This window comes from Maritimibacter fusiformis, from assembly GCF_008086115.1.
GTDB lineage: Bacteria > Pseudomonadota > Alphaproteobacteria > Rhodobacterales > Rhodobacteraceae > Muriiphilus > Muriiphilus fusiformis.
Window position 1 is genome coordinate 319263 of record NZ_VSIY01000013.1, and the last position, 14377, is coordinate 333639.

Sequence of the window (14377 nt, forward strand, 5' to 3'; positions counted from 1 at the left end):
TGTTAACTCCTTTAACTGTGATCGGTGCGCAGACGGCGCTCGAGATACATGGAATAGCGGGACATCAGGAATGTGAAGATGAAGAACAGAAGCGCGATGAAGCCGTAAAGCTCCCAGACGATGCCGTTCCAGGCCAGGTCCGCGCGGATCGTGCTGGACAACCCGATCGGGTCCAGCAGCCCGATGATCGACACCAGCGTGGTGTCCTTGAACAGGCCGATGAAGGTCGAGACGATGCCCGGGATCGAGATTTTCAGCGCTTGCGGCATGATGACCAGCCGCTGTGCCTTCCAGTAGTCCAGCCCCAGCGCGTCGGCGGCCTCATACTGCCCGGTCGGCAGAGCCGCCAGCCCGCCGCGCACCACTTCGGCCATGTAGGCCGAGGCGAACAGCGTGGCCATGATGATGACCCGCAGGATGATGTCGAAATCCGTGCCCGGCGGCATGAAGATGTTCAGCAGCATCGAGGCCACGAACAATAGCGTGATCAGCGGCACGCCGCGGATGAACTCGATGAACCCGACCGAGAGCCACTTGACGATCAAGAGGTCGGATTTGCGACCCAGCGCCAGCACGATACCCAGGGGCAGCGAGGCGGCAATCGCAACCACCCCGATGGTCAGCGACAAAAGCATCCCGCCGAACAGCCGGCTTTCGACCGGGATCAGCCCGATCGGGGCCAAGCCGTTCATCAGGCCAGTGAACGGACCGATCAGCAGCAGCCACCAGACGCCGGCGGCAATGACCGCAAGGATCAGGGACGCGAGGTTTCCCGCGATCGGGGCCAGCAGGCGAAAGGCCAGCCAGCCGACGAGGAACCCCAGCGCCGCCGCCACCGGCGACCAGATCGACCCGCCCCACAACAGCCAGGGCATCAGAAAGACGTAAATGGCGGTGAAATAGAGCGGGTTGGGCAGACGCTTCGCGCCTTCCTTGATCTGCTCGGCGCGGTCGTCCCGGTCGGTTTTCACCACCGTATAGGCAAGGTAGGCCAGAGACAGCCCGAGGACGATCTTGACCACAACCATCAGCGCCGAGTTCTCGACCGCAAAGGACGCGCCGAACAGCACAAGCACCAGAAGCAGCCAGTTCATTCGGCGCGAGATCATGTTGAACAGGATCGGGATCATCGCGACGAACAGCAGGAAGAAGGTCAGCGTCGGGCGCCAGCGCAGTTCCTCCGGGTAGAACCCGTAGAGGATCTGCGACCAGCGTTCGTTGATCACGCCCCAGCAGGCGCCGCCGTGCTCGCGCCCGGTCGCGCCAAGGATCTCGCGGCATTCGTTCAGCGATTTCGCGCCCCAGGTCGGCGAGATCGACCAGGGCAGCAGCATCGACAGCAGGTAGTAGATGAAGGCCAGCGACAGGATCGTGAGGATCGAGTTCAGCACGCCGTTGAACAGGTTGTCGCGAATCCAGCCCAGAACCCCGGTGGTCGAGCGCGGCGGCTCGGTCTCGGGAAGCATTTCGGTGCGGACGAAGGACGTGTTTTCCATCTCAGCGCTCCCTCAGCTTCACGCGGTTGTTGTAGGCGTTCATCACCGCCGAGATCGCCAGCGAGATGGTGAGATAGATCAGCATCCCGATCAGCACCGTCTCAAGCTCGCGCCCGGTCTGGTTGGCGGTGATGCCCATCAGCGTGCCGGTCAGGTCCATGTAGCCCACCGCGATCGCCAGCGACGAGTTCTTGGTGAGGTTCAGGTATTGCGAGATCAGCGGCGGGATGATGACCCGAAGCGCCTGCGGCAGGATCACCAGGCTCATGATGCGCCGGTTGCGCAGGCCCAGCGCCGCGGCGGCCTCGGTCTGGCCCTTGGAAATCGCCAGGATGCCGCCGCGCACGATCTCGGCGATGAAGGCGGCGGTATAGAGCGACAGGGCCAGCCACAGCGCGATCAGCGAATTGCGCATGTAGGTGCCGCCCTGGAAGTTGAAGCCCTTGAGCTCCGGGTGGCCCCAGTTCAGCCCGAGGATCATCAGCACCGCGATGGTCGGCAAAAAGACCACGCCCAGACGCCAATACCACGTCTTCGGGCGCAGCCCGGTGGCCTCCTGCACCCGGTCGGCGCGCTTCTTGAACAGCCCGGAAATCAGGATGCCCGCAAGCAGCGTCGAGGCGATCGCGATCAGATCGAGGCTGAGGTTGAAGCGCAGCATGGCATCACCGAACAGGTGAATGTCGCCAAGGCTGCGGGTGAACAGCGGCTCGGGAATATAGAAGCCCCGGTTGGTGAAGGCGACGGTGTCCCAGAGATACATCGTGGCGCTCGGGTCATCGCCGCGGAAATCCCGTGGCGCGGGCAGCGTCTCAATCAGCACCGCCATGGTGAACACGATCCACAGCAGCACTGGGACGTTGCGGAACATCTCGACATAGATGGTCATCAGGCGCGATACGATCCAGTTGTTCGACAGCCTGAGAACCCCGATCAGCACCCCCACGATGGTCGCCGCGAGACAGCCCAGCACGGCGACCAGCAGGGTGTTGAGAACCCCGACGAAGGCGGCGCGCAGATGGGTGTCCTGGTTGTTGTATTCCACCAGCATCTGGTTGATGTCGTAGCCGGCGGCTTCGCCCAGGAACCTGAAACTCGGCTCCTTGCCCAGATCGGCGAGGTTCTGTGCGGTGTTGTTGAACAGCCAGCCGATCAGGGTGAGAAAGCCGATCAGCGCGACGATCTGGATGGTCATCGACCGATAACGGCTGTCGTACAAGAGCATGGACAGCCGGAACGACTCGCGGTGCGGGTCGGTCATTGTCGTCATATGTATTCCCCGTTGCCCCCGGTGTCCCGGCGCGTTGGCGCGCTCTTGACCGGATGTTTGTTCTTGGTTGCCTCAAGTTGGGAAGGGCGCGGATTTCTCCGCGCCCTTCGCCGGTGTTCCTACCGGAACGGCATCGAGTAGAGGATGCCGCCATCCTTCCACTGCGCGTTCAGACCACGGGCAAGGCCGATGGTGGTGTCCTCGCCGATGTTCTTGGCAAAGATCTCACCGTAGTTGCCGCCGGCCTTGATGGCGCGCACGGCCCAGTCGGCGTCAAGCCCGAGCATCTCGCCCAGGTTGCCTTCGGTGCCGAGGATCCGGTTGATTTCCGGGTTGTCGGTGCCGGCCAGCATCTCGTCGATATTGGTCGAGGTGATGCCATACTCTTCCGCCGCGATCAGCGCGTTGAGCGTCCAGCGCGCGATGTCGCCCCAGGCGTTGTCGCCGTGGCGAACCAGCGGGCCGAGCGGCTCTTTCGAGATGATCTCGGGCAGGATCACGTGCGCCGTCGGATCTTCGAAGGTCGCGCGGCTGGCGGCGAGGCCCGAGGCGTCGGTGGTGTAGGCGTCGCAGGCGCCGGCGATGTATTGCTGGCGCGCTTCGGTGTTGGTCTCGATCGGCACCGGCTCGTAGCTGATGTTGTTGGCGCGGAAGAAGTCCGCGAGGTTCAGCTCGGTGGTGGTGCCGGTCTGGATGCAGACGGTGGCGCCATCAAGTTCCTTGGCCGAGGTCACGCCCAGCTCTTTGGGGACCAGGAAGCCCTGACCGTCGTAATAGTTCACGCCGACGAATTCGAACTTGAGGTCGACGTCGCGCGACAGCGTCCAGGTGGTGTTGCGGGCCAAAAGGTCGATCTCGCCCGAGGCCAGCGCGGTAAAGCGCGTCTTGCCGGTGGTCGGCACGAATTCGACGGCTTCCGGGTCACCCAGAACCGCGGCCGCAACGGCACGGCAGACGGCCACATCGAAGCCCTCCCAATGGCCGCTCTCGTCAGCCGAGGAGAAGCCGGGCAGGCCGGTGGAGACGCCGCAGTTCAGCGTGCCACGCGCCTTGACGTCGTCCAGTGTGGCTGCCGCCGCGGAGCCGGCGACCATGCCTGCCACTGTCAGCGCGCCAAGAAAAACGGATTTTTTCATGTTTACCTCTTCCTGATCTTTCACCCCTTGCAAAGGGGCATCTCATTCCCGACCAGAAATGGTCGGGTGCACGTCGAAGAAGGATGAACCCCCCTCCATCCGGCGAGTGTGGTCAAATTCGGTCCAGATGGTCAAGTGCAGGCTCGGGAATACGCGCGCCTGACCCAGGGGCAAGCACCGGGTTCTTTACCGCGCACGGCCCCTGTCACCGGCTCAATCGTCCTGAAGCAGCCGAAACGCCCGCGCCGCATCGAGGAATGCCGCGCGTTTCAGAGCCGCGTGCGCCGCGGCTTCTTCGTCGACACCCCACTGTTCTTCCTGCCATGTCTCGTCCACCCGAGAAACATTCCAGATCGACGCCGGCTCGTCATAGCCGCGGATGGTCGCAAACCCCAGCACCAGCGATCCCGACATCGACACGAGGTCGTGAAAGGCCGCCAGTTGGAACGCATCCAGCGCATGCGTCAATTCCCGCAGCCGGGACAGCGCCGCCCGGTCCTGTTCGCGCGGAATCAACCCGACGGTTGGCTCCAGCCGCGCGCCAAGCTCGACCTCGGCCCAGCCAAGGGGCGGGTCCCAGGCCTGGCACTGTCGCGCCGCCAGCGCCTCGGGATACTCGGCGCGATGGCACAAGAGGTCGGTCTCGGCATAGGCCGCCAGCATCTCGGCAACCTCGGTGAATTGCGGGGCGACCTTGTCGATGGCCGAGTTCGCCAACCGGGCCAGCGGCATCGTCGCCGGCCTGACCTCGTCCTCCTGCGCCTGCCATTCCGCCGCCACTGCCTCGGCCAGCGCACGGGTCGGCAGGATCAACGGCGCCCTTGCCGGGGTGCGCACCGGCCGGCCATCCAGCAGGATGGTCAACCCGCCCTCGGCCTCGCCTACTTCGGTCGCCGTCCAGAACCGCTTGGGTGCCCGGTTCATCCTCTGTCCTCACTCATCGCGTGGTCATGCCTCGGGTTCGAACGGGTCGTCCGGCACATCGGACTCGCTCAGCCCCAGCGTCTTCCAGGTGCGCGCCATGTGATCAGGAAGGGGCGCGGTGATCGTCAGGCGCTTGCCGGTGATCGGATGCGTCAGGCTGACCGAGCGGGCGTGCAGGTGCAGCTTTTTCGAAATCTCGCCACCCAGCATCGCCCCCCAGCCGTCGCCCAGGTTGTCCTGCCCGGAGCCGCCATATTTGCCATCGCCGACAATCGGGTGGCCATGCTCGGCCATGTGGGCGCGCAGCTGGTGCGTGCGCCCGGTGACCGGCACCAGTGCCACCCAGGCCGCCCGGGTGGCCAGCGCCTGCAACACCGCGTAGTCGGTGACGGCCCGCTTGGCGCCCTCGGTCTTGTCCACCTCGGCGGGATGGATGCACAGCATCTTCTCGGCCTCGCCCCTGGCGCCGTGACCGGGCGCCTTGACCAGCCCCCATTTCAACGTGCCCATGCGCGGATGCGGCACACCCGCCACCACCGCCCAGTAGATCTTGCGCGTGTCGCGCGACCGGAACGCATCCGTCAGCCGCGCCGCCACGGCCCGCGAGCGCGCCATGAGCAGCACGCCGGACGTGTCCTTGTCCAGCCGATGCACGAGGCGCGGCTTTTCCTCCAGCCCGAAGCGCAGCGCCTCGGCCAACCCGTCGACATGGCGCGTCTGCTTGCTGCCACCCTGGCTGGGCAGACCGGCGGGCTTGTTCAGCGCAATGATGTGATCGTCACGATACAGCACGCAGGACTGGATCAGCCTGGCATCGGCCTCCGAAACGCGCGGCGGTTGCGGCAACGGCTCCGGCGGGCCGGTGTCGGGCAAGGGCGGGATGCGCACGCTCTGGCCCTCGATCAGCCGCGTCGCGGGCTTGACCCGGCCCCCGTCGACCCGGATTTCGCCCTTGCGGCACATCTTCTCGATCCGGCCCTGCTGCACATGCGGAAACTGCCGCCGGAACCAGCGGTCAAGCCGCTGATCGCCATCGCCTGCCGCCACGACAATATTCTGCACCTGGCTCATAGCGGCACCACCGCGCGCGCGGCCACAAGGCCCAGCACGATCGCCCCCAGCGACAGCGCCACGGACAGCCCGGCATAAAGCCCCGCCTGCCCGAACGCACCGCGCTCGACCAGTGTCAGCGTGTCCAGCGAGAACGCCGAGAATGTGGTGAACCCGCCCAGCACGCCGGTCATCAGAAAGGGTGCGAACGCATTGCCGCCCTTACGCGCCAGAACCACCACCAGAACCCCCATCAGGAACGATCCGACCACGTTCACCACCATCGTGCCCAGCGGAAAGCCGAACCCGACCGCACGCGCCACCGCGACATTGGTCAGATACCGCGCCGAGGCGCCGACTGCCCCGCCAAGGGCCACGGAGATGAGCGTCGTGAACATGGCGCTTCCTTGTCCGAAGCGCGCCCGATGTCAACCTTGGCGCTTGTCGCGCAGCTTGGCGAACCAGTCGATGCGCTTTTTCAACTCACGCTCAAATCCGCGTTCGACCGGCAGGTAATAGACGCCACGCTTCATCCCGTCGGGAAAGTAGTTCTGCCCCGAAAACGCATCCGGCGCGTCATGGTCATAGGCATAGCCGGCCCCGTAGCCCTCGTCCTTCATCAAACGGGTCGGGGCGTTCAGGATATGCTTGGGCGGCGGCTCCGACCCGGTCTTCTTCGCCGCCGCCATTGCCTGCTTGAACGCGCCGTAGCCTGCGTTCGACTTCGGCGCCAGCGCCAGGTAGATCACCGCCTGCGCCAGCGCCAACTCGCCCTCGGGGCTGCCAAGACGCTCATAGGTCTGCCAGGCATTGAGACAAACCGTGTTGGCCTCGGGGTCGGCCAGCCCGATATCCTCGACCGCCATCCGCGTCAGCCGCCGGGCCAGGAAACGCGGGTCTTCACCGCCGGTCAGCATCCGCGCCAGCCAGTAGAGTGCTGCGTCCGGGTCCGATCCGCGGATCGACTTGTGCAGCGCCGAAATCAGGTTGTAGTGTTCGTCCCCCGACTTGTCATAGCGCGCGGCACGGCGCATCAGCCGGGTGGCAAGCTGGTCGCGGTCCAGCGGCGCCTCGACCTTCCAGGCCATCACCTGCTCGATCAGGTTCAGGATCGCGCGCCCGTCGCCGTCCGCCATCTCGATCAGCGCCTCGCGCGCCCCGGGATCGAGCGGCAGCGCGCGCCCCAACTCGCCCTCGGCGCGCTGCGCGAGGCGTTCAAGGTCAGCCGGCCCCAGCCGCTTCAGAACCAGAACCTGCGCCCGCGACAACAGCGCCGCGTTCAGCTCGAACGACGGGTTCTCCGTGGTCGCCCCGACCAGCAGGATGGTCCCATCCTCCATATGCGGCAGAAACCCGTCCTGCTGGGCCTTGTTGAAACGGTGGATCTCGTCGACGAACAACAGCGTCCCCTGCCCGTTCGCCCGCCTGTGCCGCGCCGCCTCGAACACCTTGCGCAGCTCCGGCACGCCGGTGAAGATCGCGCTGATCTGCACGAAGGTCAGGTCGGTCTCATCGGCCAGCAACCGGGCGATGGTGGTCTTGCCCACCCCAGGCGGCCCCCAAAGGATCAACGACCCAAGGCTGCCCGACGCCTGCATCACGCCCAGCGGCCCCTCGGGGCCAAGCACCTCATCCTGCCCGATCACCTGAGACAGCGCGCGCGGGCGCAGCCGGTCGGCCAGCGGGCGCGGCGCACTGGTCGGCAAGGGGTCGGCGGCGGTGTCGAAAAGATCGGCCATGGCTGCAGATTACCCGTGCAGCCCCCCCGCCACCAGCATGATCCCATCGCTTCTTTGCTCTGAAAATACCTCGGGCGACACCAACTAGAGCAGATTGTATTCCTGCGCCCGCTGGATCGCCTCGGCGGTGGTGCGCACGAAAAGCCGCTCTCGCGCCGCGCGCAGCCGTGCTTTCAGCGCGCTTTCCGAAATCCCCAAGAGCGCCGCCGCCTCGGTATGACGGCGGCCCGTCGCCACCAGCCTCAACGCCATGCGCTGCGCCGGGGTCAGCTTTTCCGGCGGCGTCGATTCGGCGTGCAGCTTCTTGACGATGCGCTCCAGCTCGGCGATCTCGTCGTCGGTGAACTCGCGGTCGTCGCGGGCAAAGCCGCCGATGGTGCGCGACGAGGTCGGGCCGCAGGACACCGCGACGCCATAGAGCAGCCCGAACTCGCGCGCTTGCGTCCAGATGTCATGCGGGTCGGGCAGGTTGACCTCGGACCAGCGGATCGCGCCCTCATGGCCGAAGCCCCAGAACACCATCGGATCAGCCAGCATATAGCCGCGCTCGGTATAGATTTCGGTCCAGCGCGGATCGTAGGTCTGGAGCATCATGTGCGCCGAGGCGAACCGGATATGCAGCGCCAGCGCATAGCCCTTGGGCGACAGATCAGACAGTTGCGCCAGCCCCCGATCCAGTCTTGCCGTGTCGGTCATTGCGTTCCTTCGCTGTCAGGCGTGGCAGAGGCCCCGAGGTGATCGGGCCATTACGAATTGTCTTGACAACTTTAGATTGCAGCATTGCGATGTGGCAAGCCGCAATGACGTGACCCGAGGCAATGGACCGCACCGACCCCGATCTACTCGACTGGATGAACGCCCTGCCCGATGAAACCCGGGCGCGCCTGTTTCGCGCGCTCGGGCTGAGTGGGGGCGACAGGGCGAAACCCGACCGGAACGCGGAACACCTGGCACTGGCGCGCGCTCTGGCCGAGGCGGCGCGACTGAACAGGCTGAACTGACCCATCCAAAGCGCGAAAACCCCGCGCGGATGCACGGGGTTTCCTGAGATTGTCCGGCGCGGCGCGCTTGGCGCCATGCCCCGGCGATCAGCCTTCGAACGCGGCTTCTTCTTCGGCTTCGACGCGGGCCTTGTCGGCAGCGCCCTTGGCGCTTTCGTCCCGGTCGACGAATTCGATGATCGCCATCGGCGCCATGTCGCCATAGCGGAAACCCGCCTTGAGAACCCGGACATAGCCGCCCTGGCGGTCCTTGTAGCGCGGTCCGAGAACCTCGAACAGCTTGGCCACATAGGCATCCTGCTTGAGTTGCGAGGCCGCTTGCCGGCGGGCGTGCAGATCGCCGCGCTTGCCCAGCGTGACGAGCTTTTCGACGATCCGGCGCAATTCCTTGGCCTTGGGCAGCGTGGTCTTGATCTGCTCATGTTCGATGAGCGAGCCGGCCATGTTCGCCCACAGCGCCTTGCGGTGCTCGTGGGTGCGGTTGAGGCGGCGGTAGCCTTTTGCGTGACGCATGTGTCTTACTCCTGGTGCCCTCTACGGGCGGTTTTGCTTTGTCCGGCAGCCGATGCGTGTCAGCCGCTCTCCTTGGGGCGTTGTGCCCGTGGCGGGTGTAACTCCCGCCTAGAACTGGTCCTCGAACTTCTTGGCCAGATCCTCGATGTTCTCCGGCGGCCATTCCTCGACTTCCATGCCCAGGTGCAGGCTCATGCCCGAGAGCACTTCCTTGATCTCGTTCAGCGACTTGCGGCCGAAGTTCGGGGTGCGCAGCATCTCGGCTTCGGTCTTCTGGATCAGATCGCCGATATAGACGATGTTGTCGTTCTTGAGGCAGTTGGCCGAACGCACCGAAAGCTCCAGCTCGTCGACCTTCTTGAGAAGCAGCGGGTTGAACTCCAGCCCGTCGTCCTCGTCCTGGCGACCGGCGGCTTCCGGCTCTTCGAAGTTGACGAAGATCGACAGCTGGTCCTGCAGGATGCGCGCGGCGAAGGCCACGGCGTCATCCGGCGTGATCGACCCGTCGGTGTCGATCTTCAGCGTCAGCTTGTCATAGTCGAGCACCTGGCCCTCGCGGGTCGGCTGCACGTCATAGCTGACCTTCTTGACCGGCGAATAGATCGCGTCGATCGGGATCAGGCCGATCGGGGCATCTTCGGGGCGGTTCTTGTCGGCGGCGACATAGCCCTTGCCGGTGTTGACCGTCAGTTCGATGAACAGATCGGCGCCATCGTCGAGGTGGCAGATCACGTGATCCTTGTTCAGGATCTCGATACCCGCGCTTTCCGAGATGTCGCCCGCGGTCACCACCATCGGCCCCTTGGCCGAGATCGACAGCCGCTTGGGGCCTTCCACATCCATGCGGATCGAGACACCCTTGAGGTTCAGCACCACGTCGGTGACATCTTCGCGCACACCGGCAACCGACGAGAACTCGTGCAGCACGTTGTCGATCTGGATCGAGGTGATGGCGGCGCCCTGAAGGCTCGACATCAGGATGCGGCGCAGCGCGTTGCCGAGCGTGAGGCCGAAACCACGCTCCAGCGGCTCCGCGACCACCGTCGCCTGGCGCGCCGGATCGTTGCCCGGTTTCACCTCAAGCTGCGTCGGCTTGATCAGCTCTGCCCAGTTTTTATGGATCATGCGTCCCTCCATTCCAGTTCTGCCCCATGTCCAAATGGCAGAACGCCCGAGGATCAAAAATGCGGACTCGGGCCATGGGGAATCCCAGGGCCCGAGCCAAAAAAGTCAGACGCGGCGGCGCTTCGGCGGACGGCATCCGTTGTGCGCGATCGGGGTCACATCACGGATCGAGGTGATGTTGAAACCGACGGCAGCCAGCGCGCGCAGCGCCGATTCGCGCCCCGAACCGGGGCCCTGGACCTCGACCTCGAGGGTCTTGACGCCATGTTCCTGGGCTTTCTTGCCGGCGTCTTCGGCGGCCATCTGGGCGGCGTAGGGCGTCGACTTGCGCGAGCCTTTGAAGCCCATGGTGCCGGCCGAGGACCACGCGATCGCGTTGCCCTGCACGTCGGAGATCAGGATCTTGGTGTTGTTGAAGGACGAGTTCACATGCGCCACACCGGCGGCGATGTTCTTGCGTTCCTTGCGCTTCGGGGCGCGTTTTTCGCGAGCCATTTCCTATCCCTCCCTTATTTCTTCTTGCCGGCGATCGGCTTCGCCGGGCCCTTGCGGGTGCGGGCGTTTGTGTGGGTGCGCTGACCGCGCACCGGGAGGTTGCGGCGATGACGCAGGCCGCGGTAGGCGCCGAGGTCCATCAGGCGCTTGATGTTCATCTGAACTTCACGGCGCAGGTCGCCTTCGACCATGATGTTGGCGTCGATATGTTCGCGGATGGCGAGCACTTCGGCATCGGACAGCTCGTTGACGCGGCGGGCTTCGTCGATGTTGACGGCCTCGCAGATGGATTTCGCCGTCGATTGGCCAATTCCGGTGATGTAGGTGAGGGCGATAGGGACGCGTTTGTGCGTCGGGATGTTCACGCCGGCAATACGTGCCAAGTCGGTCTTCCTTTCGTTGCGGACCCGTAGCCCCAGGTCCTTTTTTCACAACGTAAGCCCGCGGGGAAGTCCCTGCGGGCCGCAGCTGATGTTCTGGTCTGATGCGAAGGGCGCGCGCCGCCCGAATTGCACCGATTCCCGTGTGGGATGCGGTGCTTTAGATGGGATTCACCCTGCCGTCAAGGGGGCGGCACCCACCGTCGCTAGCGCGGGCAGGCACGAAAGGGAATGGGCTCGTCCCACATCGTCGCGTGGACGATGATTTCGCCCGGTTCGGTGAACATCATAGCGAATACTCCGGGTTCGAGAAAGCCCGGTTCGTTGCAATATCCTGACCGGCTGTCGATCTTGAAATCGGCCCAGTCGAACGCGATGGGACGCTCGAATTCGCAGGTGTATTCGAACCCGTCGATGCCGTGTTCCTGCAACACGAGATGGCCCGCGTCGACGATCTTGAAAACCGAAACATCTCTGGAGTCCTCGGTCAGCCCGCAGGCCAGGGGATCGCTGACGATGATCAGACCTTCGGCAAGGGCGGGCCCAGGAAAGAGCAGGATGGTCGCGAGGGCGGCACGGCGAAAACATGACAAAAGAAATCCTTCGGAAACGATGTCTCCGAAGGATAGCATGGCTAGGGTGCCACGGCGAAGGATGTCAGCCCAGGATCGCCTTGATCTCGCCGGCCACCTGGTCGATCTCGCCCAGACCGTTGATCTGCCGCAGGTCGCCCTTGGCATAGTAGTAGCCGATCAGCGGCGATGTCTTCTTGTAATATTCCATCAGCCGGGTGCGCAGGCTTTCCTCGTTGTCGTCGGCGCGGCGGGTAAACTCGGTGCCGCCGCAGTTGGTGCAGGTGCCGTCGGCGGGGATCGGCTTGGTGTGGTCGTTGTAGACCTCGCCGCACTTGGCACAGGTCGAACGGGCCGAGATCCGCGCCACCAGCGCGTCGTCGTCCACCTGCATCTCGATCACCGCATCCAGCGTCATGCCGTGCCGCGCCAGAAGCGCGCCCAGCGCATCGGCCTGGCCCAGCGTGCGCGGGAAGCCGTCGAAGATGAACCCGCCCTCGGGCCGGGCATCGAGCTGTTCCTCGATCAGGCCGATGACGATCTCGTCGGTGACCAGTTCCCCCGCGTCCATGATCGCGGCGACCTTCTTGCCCATGTCGGTGCCCGACGAGCGCGCGGCGCGCAGCATGTCGCCGGTGGACAACTGGATCATGCCGCGTTCGTCGACAAGTTTGCGCGCCTGGGTGCCTTTTCCGGCCCCCGGCGGTCCGAGCAGAATGATGTTCATCGTCTTGCGGGCCCCTTCTTCTTGCCGGCCTTGCCTTTCGCGCCGCCACGCTTGCCGCGAAGCTGCGATTTCTCGATCAGGCCTTCATACTGATAGGCCAGCAGATGTGACTGGACCTGGTTGATCGTGTCCATCGTCACCGACACGACGATCAGAACCGACGTGCCGCCGAAGTAGAACGGGATCGCCAGTTGCGCGCGCAGGATCTCGGGCAGCAGACACACCGCCGCCAGATAGGCCGAGCCGAGCACGAGAATGCGGGTCACGACATAGTCGAGGTATTCCTGCGTCTTCTTGCCCGGGCGGATGCCGGGAACGAACCCGTTCTGGTTCTTGAGGTTGTCCGAAACCTCGTCGGTCTTGAACGCGACCTCGCGGGTATAGAAGAAGGTGAAGAACACGATCATCAGCGCGTAGAACAGCAGGTAAAGCGGCTGGCCCGGCCCGAAATAGGCCATGATCGTGGCCATCACCGGCCCGGTCGTGCCGGTGTTGAAGGTCGAGATCGTGGTCGGCAAGAGCAACAGCGCCGAGGCGAAGATCGCCGGGATCACGCCCGAGGGGTTGACCTTGATCGGCAGGTGGCTGGAGCCACCGTCATAGACCTTCATGCCGACCTGGCGGCGCGGATACTGGATGTGGATCTTGCGCAGCGCGCGTTCCATGAACACGACAAAGCCGATCACCGCGGCCACCATCACGATCACCCCGATGATCACCGCCGGGCTGACCGCACCGGACCGGCCCTGGCTCAGGAACTGCGCCGCGGCGGCCGGAATCTCGGCCACGATGCCGACGAAGATGATCAGCGAGATGCCGTTGCCGATGCCGCGCGCGGTGATCTGCTCGCCCAGCCACATCAAGAACATCGTGCCGCCGACCAGCGTGATCACCGCCGAGGCGATGAAGAACAGGCCGGGGGTGGTGACCAGATCGCCGGCCTGAAGGCTGTTGGCCAGCGCGAAGGCCTGCCCGGTTGCCAGAAGAACCGTCCCGTAGCGGGTATACTGGTTCATCTTCTTGCGGCCGGCCTCGCCCTCTTTCTTGAGCTGCTTCAAGGGCTCCCACATCGAGCCCAGAAGCTGCACGATGATCGAGGCCGAGATATAGGGCATGATCCCCAGCGCGAAGACGCCCATCCGCCCGAGCGCGCCGCCGGTGAACATCGACAGGATGCCGCCGATGCCCGACGCCGCCTGCTCCATGAACTCCTTGAGCGCACCGGCGTCGATGCCCGGAACCGGGATGTAGGTGCCCAGCCGGTAGATCATCAGAAGCCCGATGGTGAAGAAGATGCGCTGGCGCAGCTCGGTCGCCTTGCCGAGCGCCCCCCACGAGAGGTTCGCCGCCATTTGTTCCGCTGCAGATGCCATCAAGGCCCCCTGTCATGACAAAACACCGCCGGGCCCATCCCCGGCCCCGGCGGCGTTGGAATTCGTGTGGCTATCTAGGGGGCATGATTGCCCCCCGCAACCGCCTACTCAGCCGCCGAGGTCGCGACGGTAAGCGAACCGCCGGCCTTTTCAACCGCCTCGATGGCCGATTTCGACGCGCCGGTGACCGACAGCTTGACCTTGGCGGACAGCTCGCCCTTGCCCAGAACGCGCACACCGTCGAGCTTGCGCCGGATCACGCCCGCCTCGAGCAGGGTGTCCTCGGTGATCTCGCCCTTGGTGTCCAGCTTCTTGGCGTCGATGAATTTCTGCAGGATGCCGAGGTTCACCACGGCGAATTTCTTGCGGTTCGGCTTGTTGAAGCCGCGCTTGGGCAGACGCATGTAGAGCGGCATCTGGCCGCCCTCGTAGCCCTTGATCGCCACGCCCGAACGGGACTTCTGGCCCTTGATGCCGCGCCCGCCGGTCTTGCCGGTGCCGGACCCGGGGCCGCGGCCGATGCGCTTGGCTTTCTTGGTGGCGCCGGGATTGTCCCGGAGTTCATTGAGTTTCATG

17 protein-coding genes are annotated in these 14377 nt (G+C 64.7%); 1 reads left to right on the forward strand and 16 read right to left on the reverse strand.

Annotated features, from left to right (window positions below; all coding sequences use genetic code 11):
* Positions 1–11 precede the first annotated feature (11 nt).
* From FVF75_RS13855 to FVF75_RS13890, 8 genes are all read right to left on the reverse strand, one after another.
* On the reverse strand, positions 12–1496 hold the full coding sequence (locus FVF75_RS13855; RefSeq protein WP_246138094.1) for an amino acid ABC transporter permease: 1485 nt from the start codon (positions 1494–1496) through the stop codon (positions 12–14).
* Between the two features lies 1 nt (position 1497).
* Complete coding sequence (locus tag FVF75_RS13860; protein WP_148378989.1) at positions 1498–2766, reverse strand: amino acid ABC transporter permease; 1269 nt, start codon at positions 2764–2766, stop codon at positions 1498–1500.
* 119 nt (positions 2767–2885) lie between these two features.
* Positions 2886–3902 (reverse strand): amino acid ABC transporter substrate-binding protein, encoded by a 1017-nt coding sequence (locus tag FVF75_RS13865; protein WP_148378991.1) that lies wholly within the window; start codon positions 3900–3902, stop codon positions 2886–2888.
* 213 nt (positions 3903–4115) lie between these two features.
* Positions 4116–4826, reverse strand: coding sequence for an ATP12 family chaperone protein (locus FVF75_RS13870; protein ID WP_148378993.1), 711 nt, complete (start codon positions 4824–4826; stop codon positions 4116–4118).
* 24 nt (positions 4827–4850) lie between these two features.
* Entirely contained in the window at positions 4851–5897 is a 1047-nt protein-coding gene (locus FVF75_RS13875; RefSeq protein ID WP_148378995.1) for an RluA family pseudouridine synthase, read from the reverse strand.
* Positions 5894–6274, reverse strand: a complete 381-nt coding sequence (gene crcB / locus FVF75_RS13880; RefSeq protein ID WP_148378997.1) for a fluoride efflux transporter CrcB — start codon at positions 6272–6274, stop codon at positions 5894–5896. The genes FVF75_RS13875 and crcB overlap by 4 nt, the downstream gene beginning before the upstream one ends.
* A gap of 30 nt (positions 6275–6304) precedes the next feature.
* Entirely contained in the window at positions 6305–7615 is a 1311-nt protein-coding gene (locus tag FVF75_RS13885; protein WP_148378999.1) for a replication-associated recombination protein A, read from the reverse strand.
* A gap of 84 nt (positions 7616–7699) precedes the next feature.
* Positions 7700–8311: a helix-turn-helix transcriptional regulator gene (locus FVF75_RS13890; RefSeq protein WP_148379002.1), complete on the reverse strand. Its 612-nt coding sequence runs from the start codon at positions 8309–8311 to the stop codon at positions 7700–7702.
* Between the two features lie 122 nt (positions 8312–8433).
* On the opposite strand from FVF75_RS13890, the gene FVF75_RS13895 reads away from it, so the two are divergent.
* Positions 8434–8616 (forward strand): lysozyme family protein, encoded by a 183-nt coding sequence (locus FVF75_RS13895; RefSeq protein WP_148379004.1) that lies wholly within the window; start codon positions 8434–8436, stop codon positions 8614–8616.
* 87 nt (positions 8617–8703) lie between these two features.
* Here FVF75_RS13895 and rplQ read toward each other — a convergent pair whose 3' ends face one another.
* The 8 genes from rplQ to rplO all read right to left on the reverse strand — a co-directional run bounded on the left by rplQ (position 8704) and on the right by rplO (position 14376).
* A complete protein-coding gene (rplQ, locus tag FVF75_RS13900) occupies positions 8704–9129 on the reverse strand; it encodes a 50S ribosomal protein L17 (protein ID WP_148379006.1) in 426 nt (141 codons plus the stop codon).
* Positions 9130–9237: 108 nt separating this feature from the next.
* Positions 9238–10254, reverse strand: a complete 1017-nt coding sequence (locus tag FVF75_RS13905; protein ID WP_148379008.1) for a DNA-directed RNA polymerase subunit alpha — start codon at positions 10252–10254, stop codon at positions 9238–9240.
* 105 nt (positions 10255–10359) lie between these two features.
* The gene (gene rpsK, locus FVF75_RS13910; protein WP_148379010.1) at positions 10360–10749 is read right to left on the reverse strand and encodes a 30S ribosomal protein S11; all 390 of its coding nucleotides are present in this window, start codon (positions 10747–10749) and stop codon (positions 10360–10362) included.
* Positions 10750–10763: 14 nt separating this feature from the next.
* A complete protein-coding gene (rpsM, locus tag FVF75_RS13915; RefSeq protein ID WP_148379012.1) occupies positions 10764–11132 on the reverse strand; it encodes a 30S ribosomal protein S13 in 369 nt (122 codons plus the stop codon).
* Positions 11133–11335: 203 nt separating this feature from the next.
* A complete protein-coding gene (locus FVF75_RS13920) occupies positions 11336–11761 on the reverse strand; it encodes a hypothetical protein (RefSeq protein WP_148379014.1) in 426 nt (141 codons plus the stop codon).
* Positions 11762–11786: 25 nt separating this feature from the next.
* Positions 11787–12428, reverse strand: coding sequence for an adenylate kinase (locus FVF75_RS13925; protein WP_148379016.1), 642 nt, complete (start codon positions 12426–12428; stop codon positions 11787–11789).
* Positions 12425–13801 carry a preprotein translocase subunit SecY gene (gene secY / locus FVF75_RS13930; protein WP_148379018.1) on the reverse strand — a complete coding sequence of 459 codons (1377 nt, stop codon included), beginning with the start codon at positions 13799–13801 and terminating at the stop codon, positions 12425–12427. The genes FVF75_RS13925 and secY overlap by 4 nt, the downstream gene beginning before the upstream one ends.
* Before the next feature lie 104 nt (positions 13802–13905).
* Entirely contained in the window at positions 13906–14376 is a 471-nt protein-coding gene (rplO, locus tag FVF75_RS13935; RefSeq protein WP_148379020.1) for a 50S ribosomal protein L15, read from the reverse strand.
* Position 14377: the final 1 nt, after the last annotated feature.

Bases quoted from the DNA above. Each gene is read 5' to 3' on its own strand.
- crcB (WP_148378997.1), bottom strand. From the start codon at position 6,274: ATGTTCACGACGCTCATCTCCGTGGCCCTTGGCGGGGCAGTCGGCGCC.
- FVF75_RS13870 (WP_148378993.1), bottom strand. From the start codon at position 4,826: ATGAACCGGGCACCCAAGCGGTTCTGGACGGCGACCGAAGTAGGCGAG.
- FVF75_RS13920 (WP_148379014.1), bottom strand. From the start codon at position 11,761: ATGCTATCCTTCGGAGACATCGTTTCCGAAGGATTTCTTTTGTCATGT.
- rplQ (WP_148379006.1), bottom strand. From the start codon at position 9,129: ATGCGTCACGCAAAAGGCTACCGCCGCCTCAACCGCACCCACGAGCAC.
- FVF75_RS13890 (WP_148379002.1), bottom strand. From the start codon at position 8,311: ATGACCGACACGGCAAGACTGGATCGGGGGCTGGCGCAACTGTCTGAT.
- secY (WP_148379018.1), bottom strand. From the start codon at position 13,801: ATGGCATCTGCAGCGGAACAAATGGCGGCGAACCTCTCGTGGGGGGCG.
- FVF75_RS13895 (WP_148379004.1), top strand. From the start codon at position 8,434: ATGGACCGCACCGACCCCGATCTACTCGACTGGATGAACGCCCTGCCC.
- rpsK (WP_148379010.1), bottom strand. From the start codon at position 10,749: ATGGCTCGCGAAAAACGCGCCCCGAAGCGCAAGGAACGCAAGAACATC.
- rplO (WP_148379020.1), bottom strand. From the start codon at position 14,376: ATGAAACTCAATGAACTCCGGGACAATCCCGGCGCCACCAAGAAAGCC.
- FVF75_RS13875 (WP_148378995.1), bottom strand. From the start codon at position 5,897: ATGAGCCAGGTGCAGAATATTGTCGTGGCGGCAGGCGATGGCGATCAG.
- FVF75_RS13855 (WP_246138094.1), bottom strand. From the start codon at position 1,496: ATGGAAAACACGTCCTTCGTCCGCACCGAAATGCTTCCCGAGACCGAG.
- FVF75_RS13905 (WP_148379008.1), bottom strand. From the start codon at position 10,254: ATGATCCATAAAAACTGGGCAGAGCTGATCAAGCCGACGCAGCTTGAG.
- FVF75_RS13925 (WP_148379016.1), bottom strand. From the start codon at position 12,428: ATGAACATCATTCTGCTCGGACCGCCGGGGGCCGGAAAAGGCACCCAG.
- FVF75_RS13860 (WP_148378989.1), bottom strand. From the start codon at position 2,766: ATGACGACAATGACCGACCCGCACCGCGAGTCGTTCCGGCTGTCCATG.
- FVF75_RS13885 (WP_148378999.1), bottom strand. From the start codon at position 7,615: ATGGCCGATCTTTTCGACACCGCCGCCGACCCCTTGCCGACCAGTGCG.
- FVF75_RS13865 (WP_148378991.1), bottom strand. From the start codon at position 3,902: ATGAAAAAATCCGTTTTTCTTGGCGCGCTGACAGTGGCAGGCATGGTC.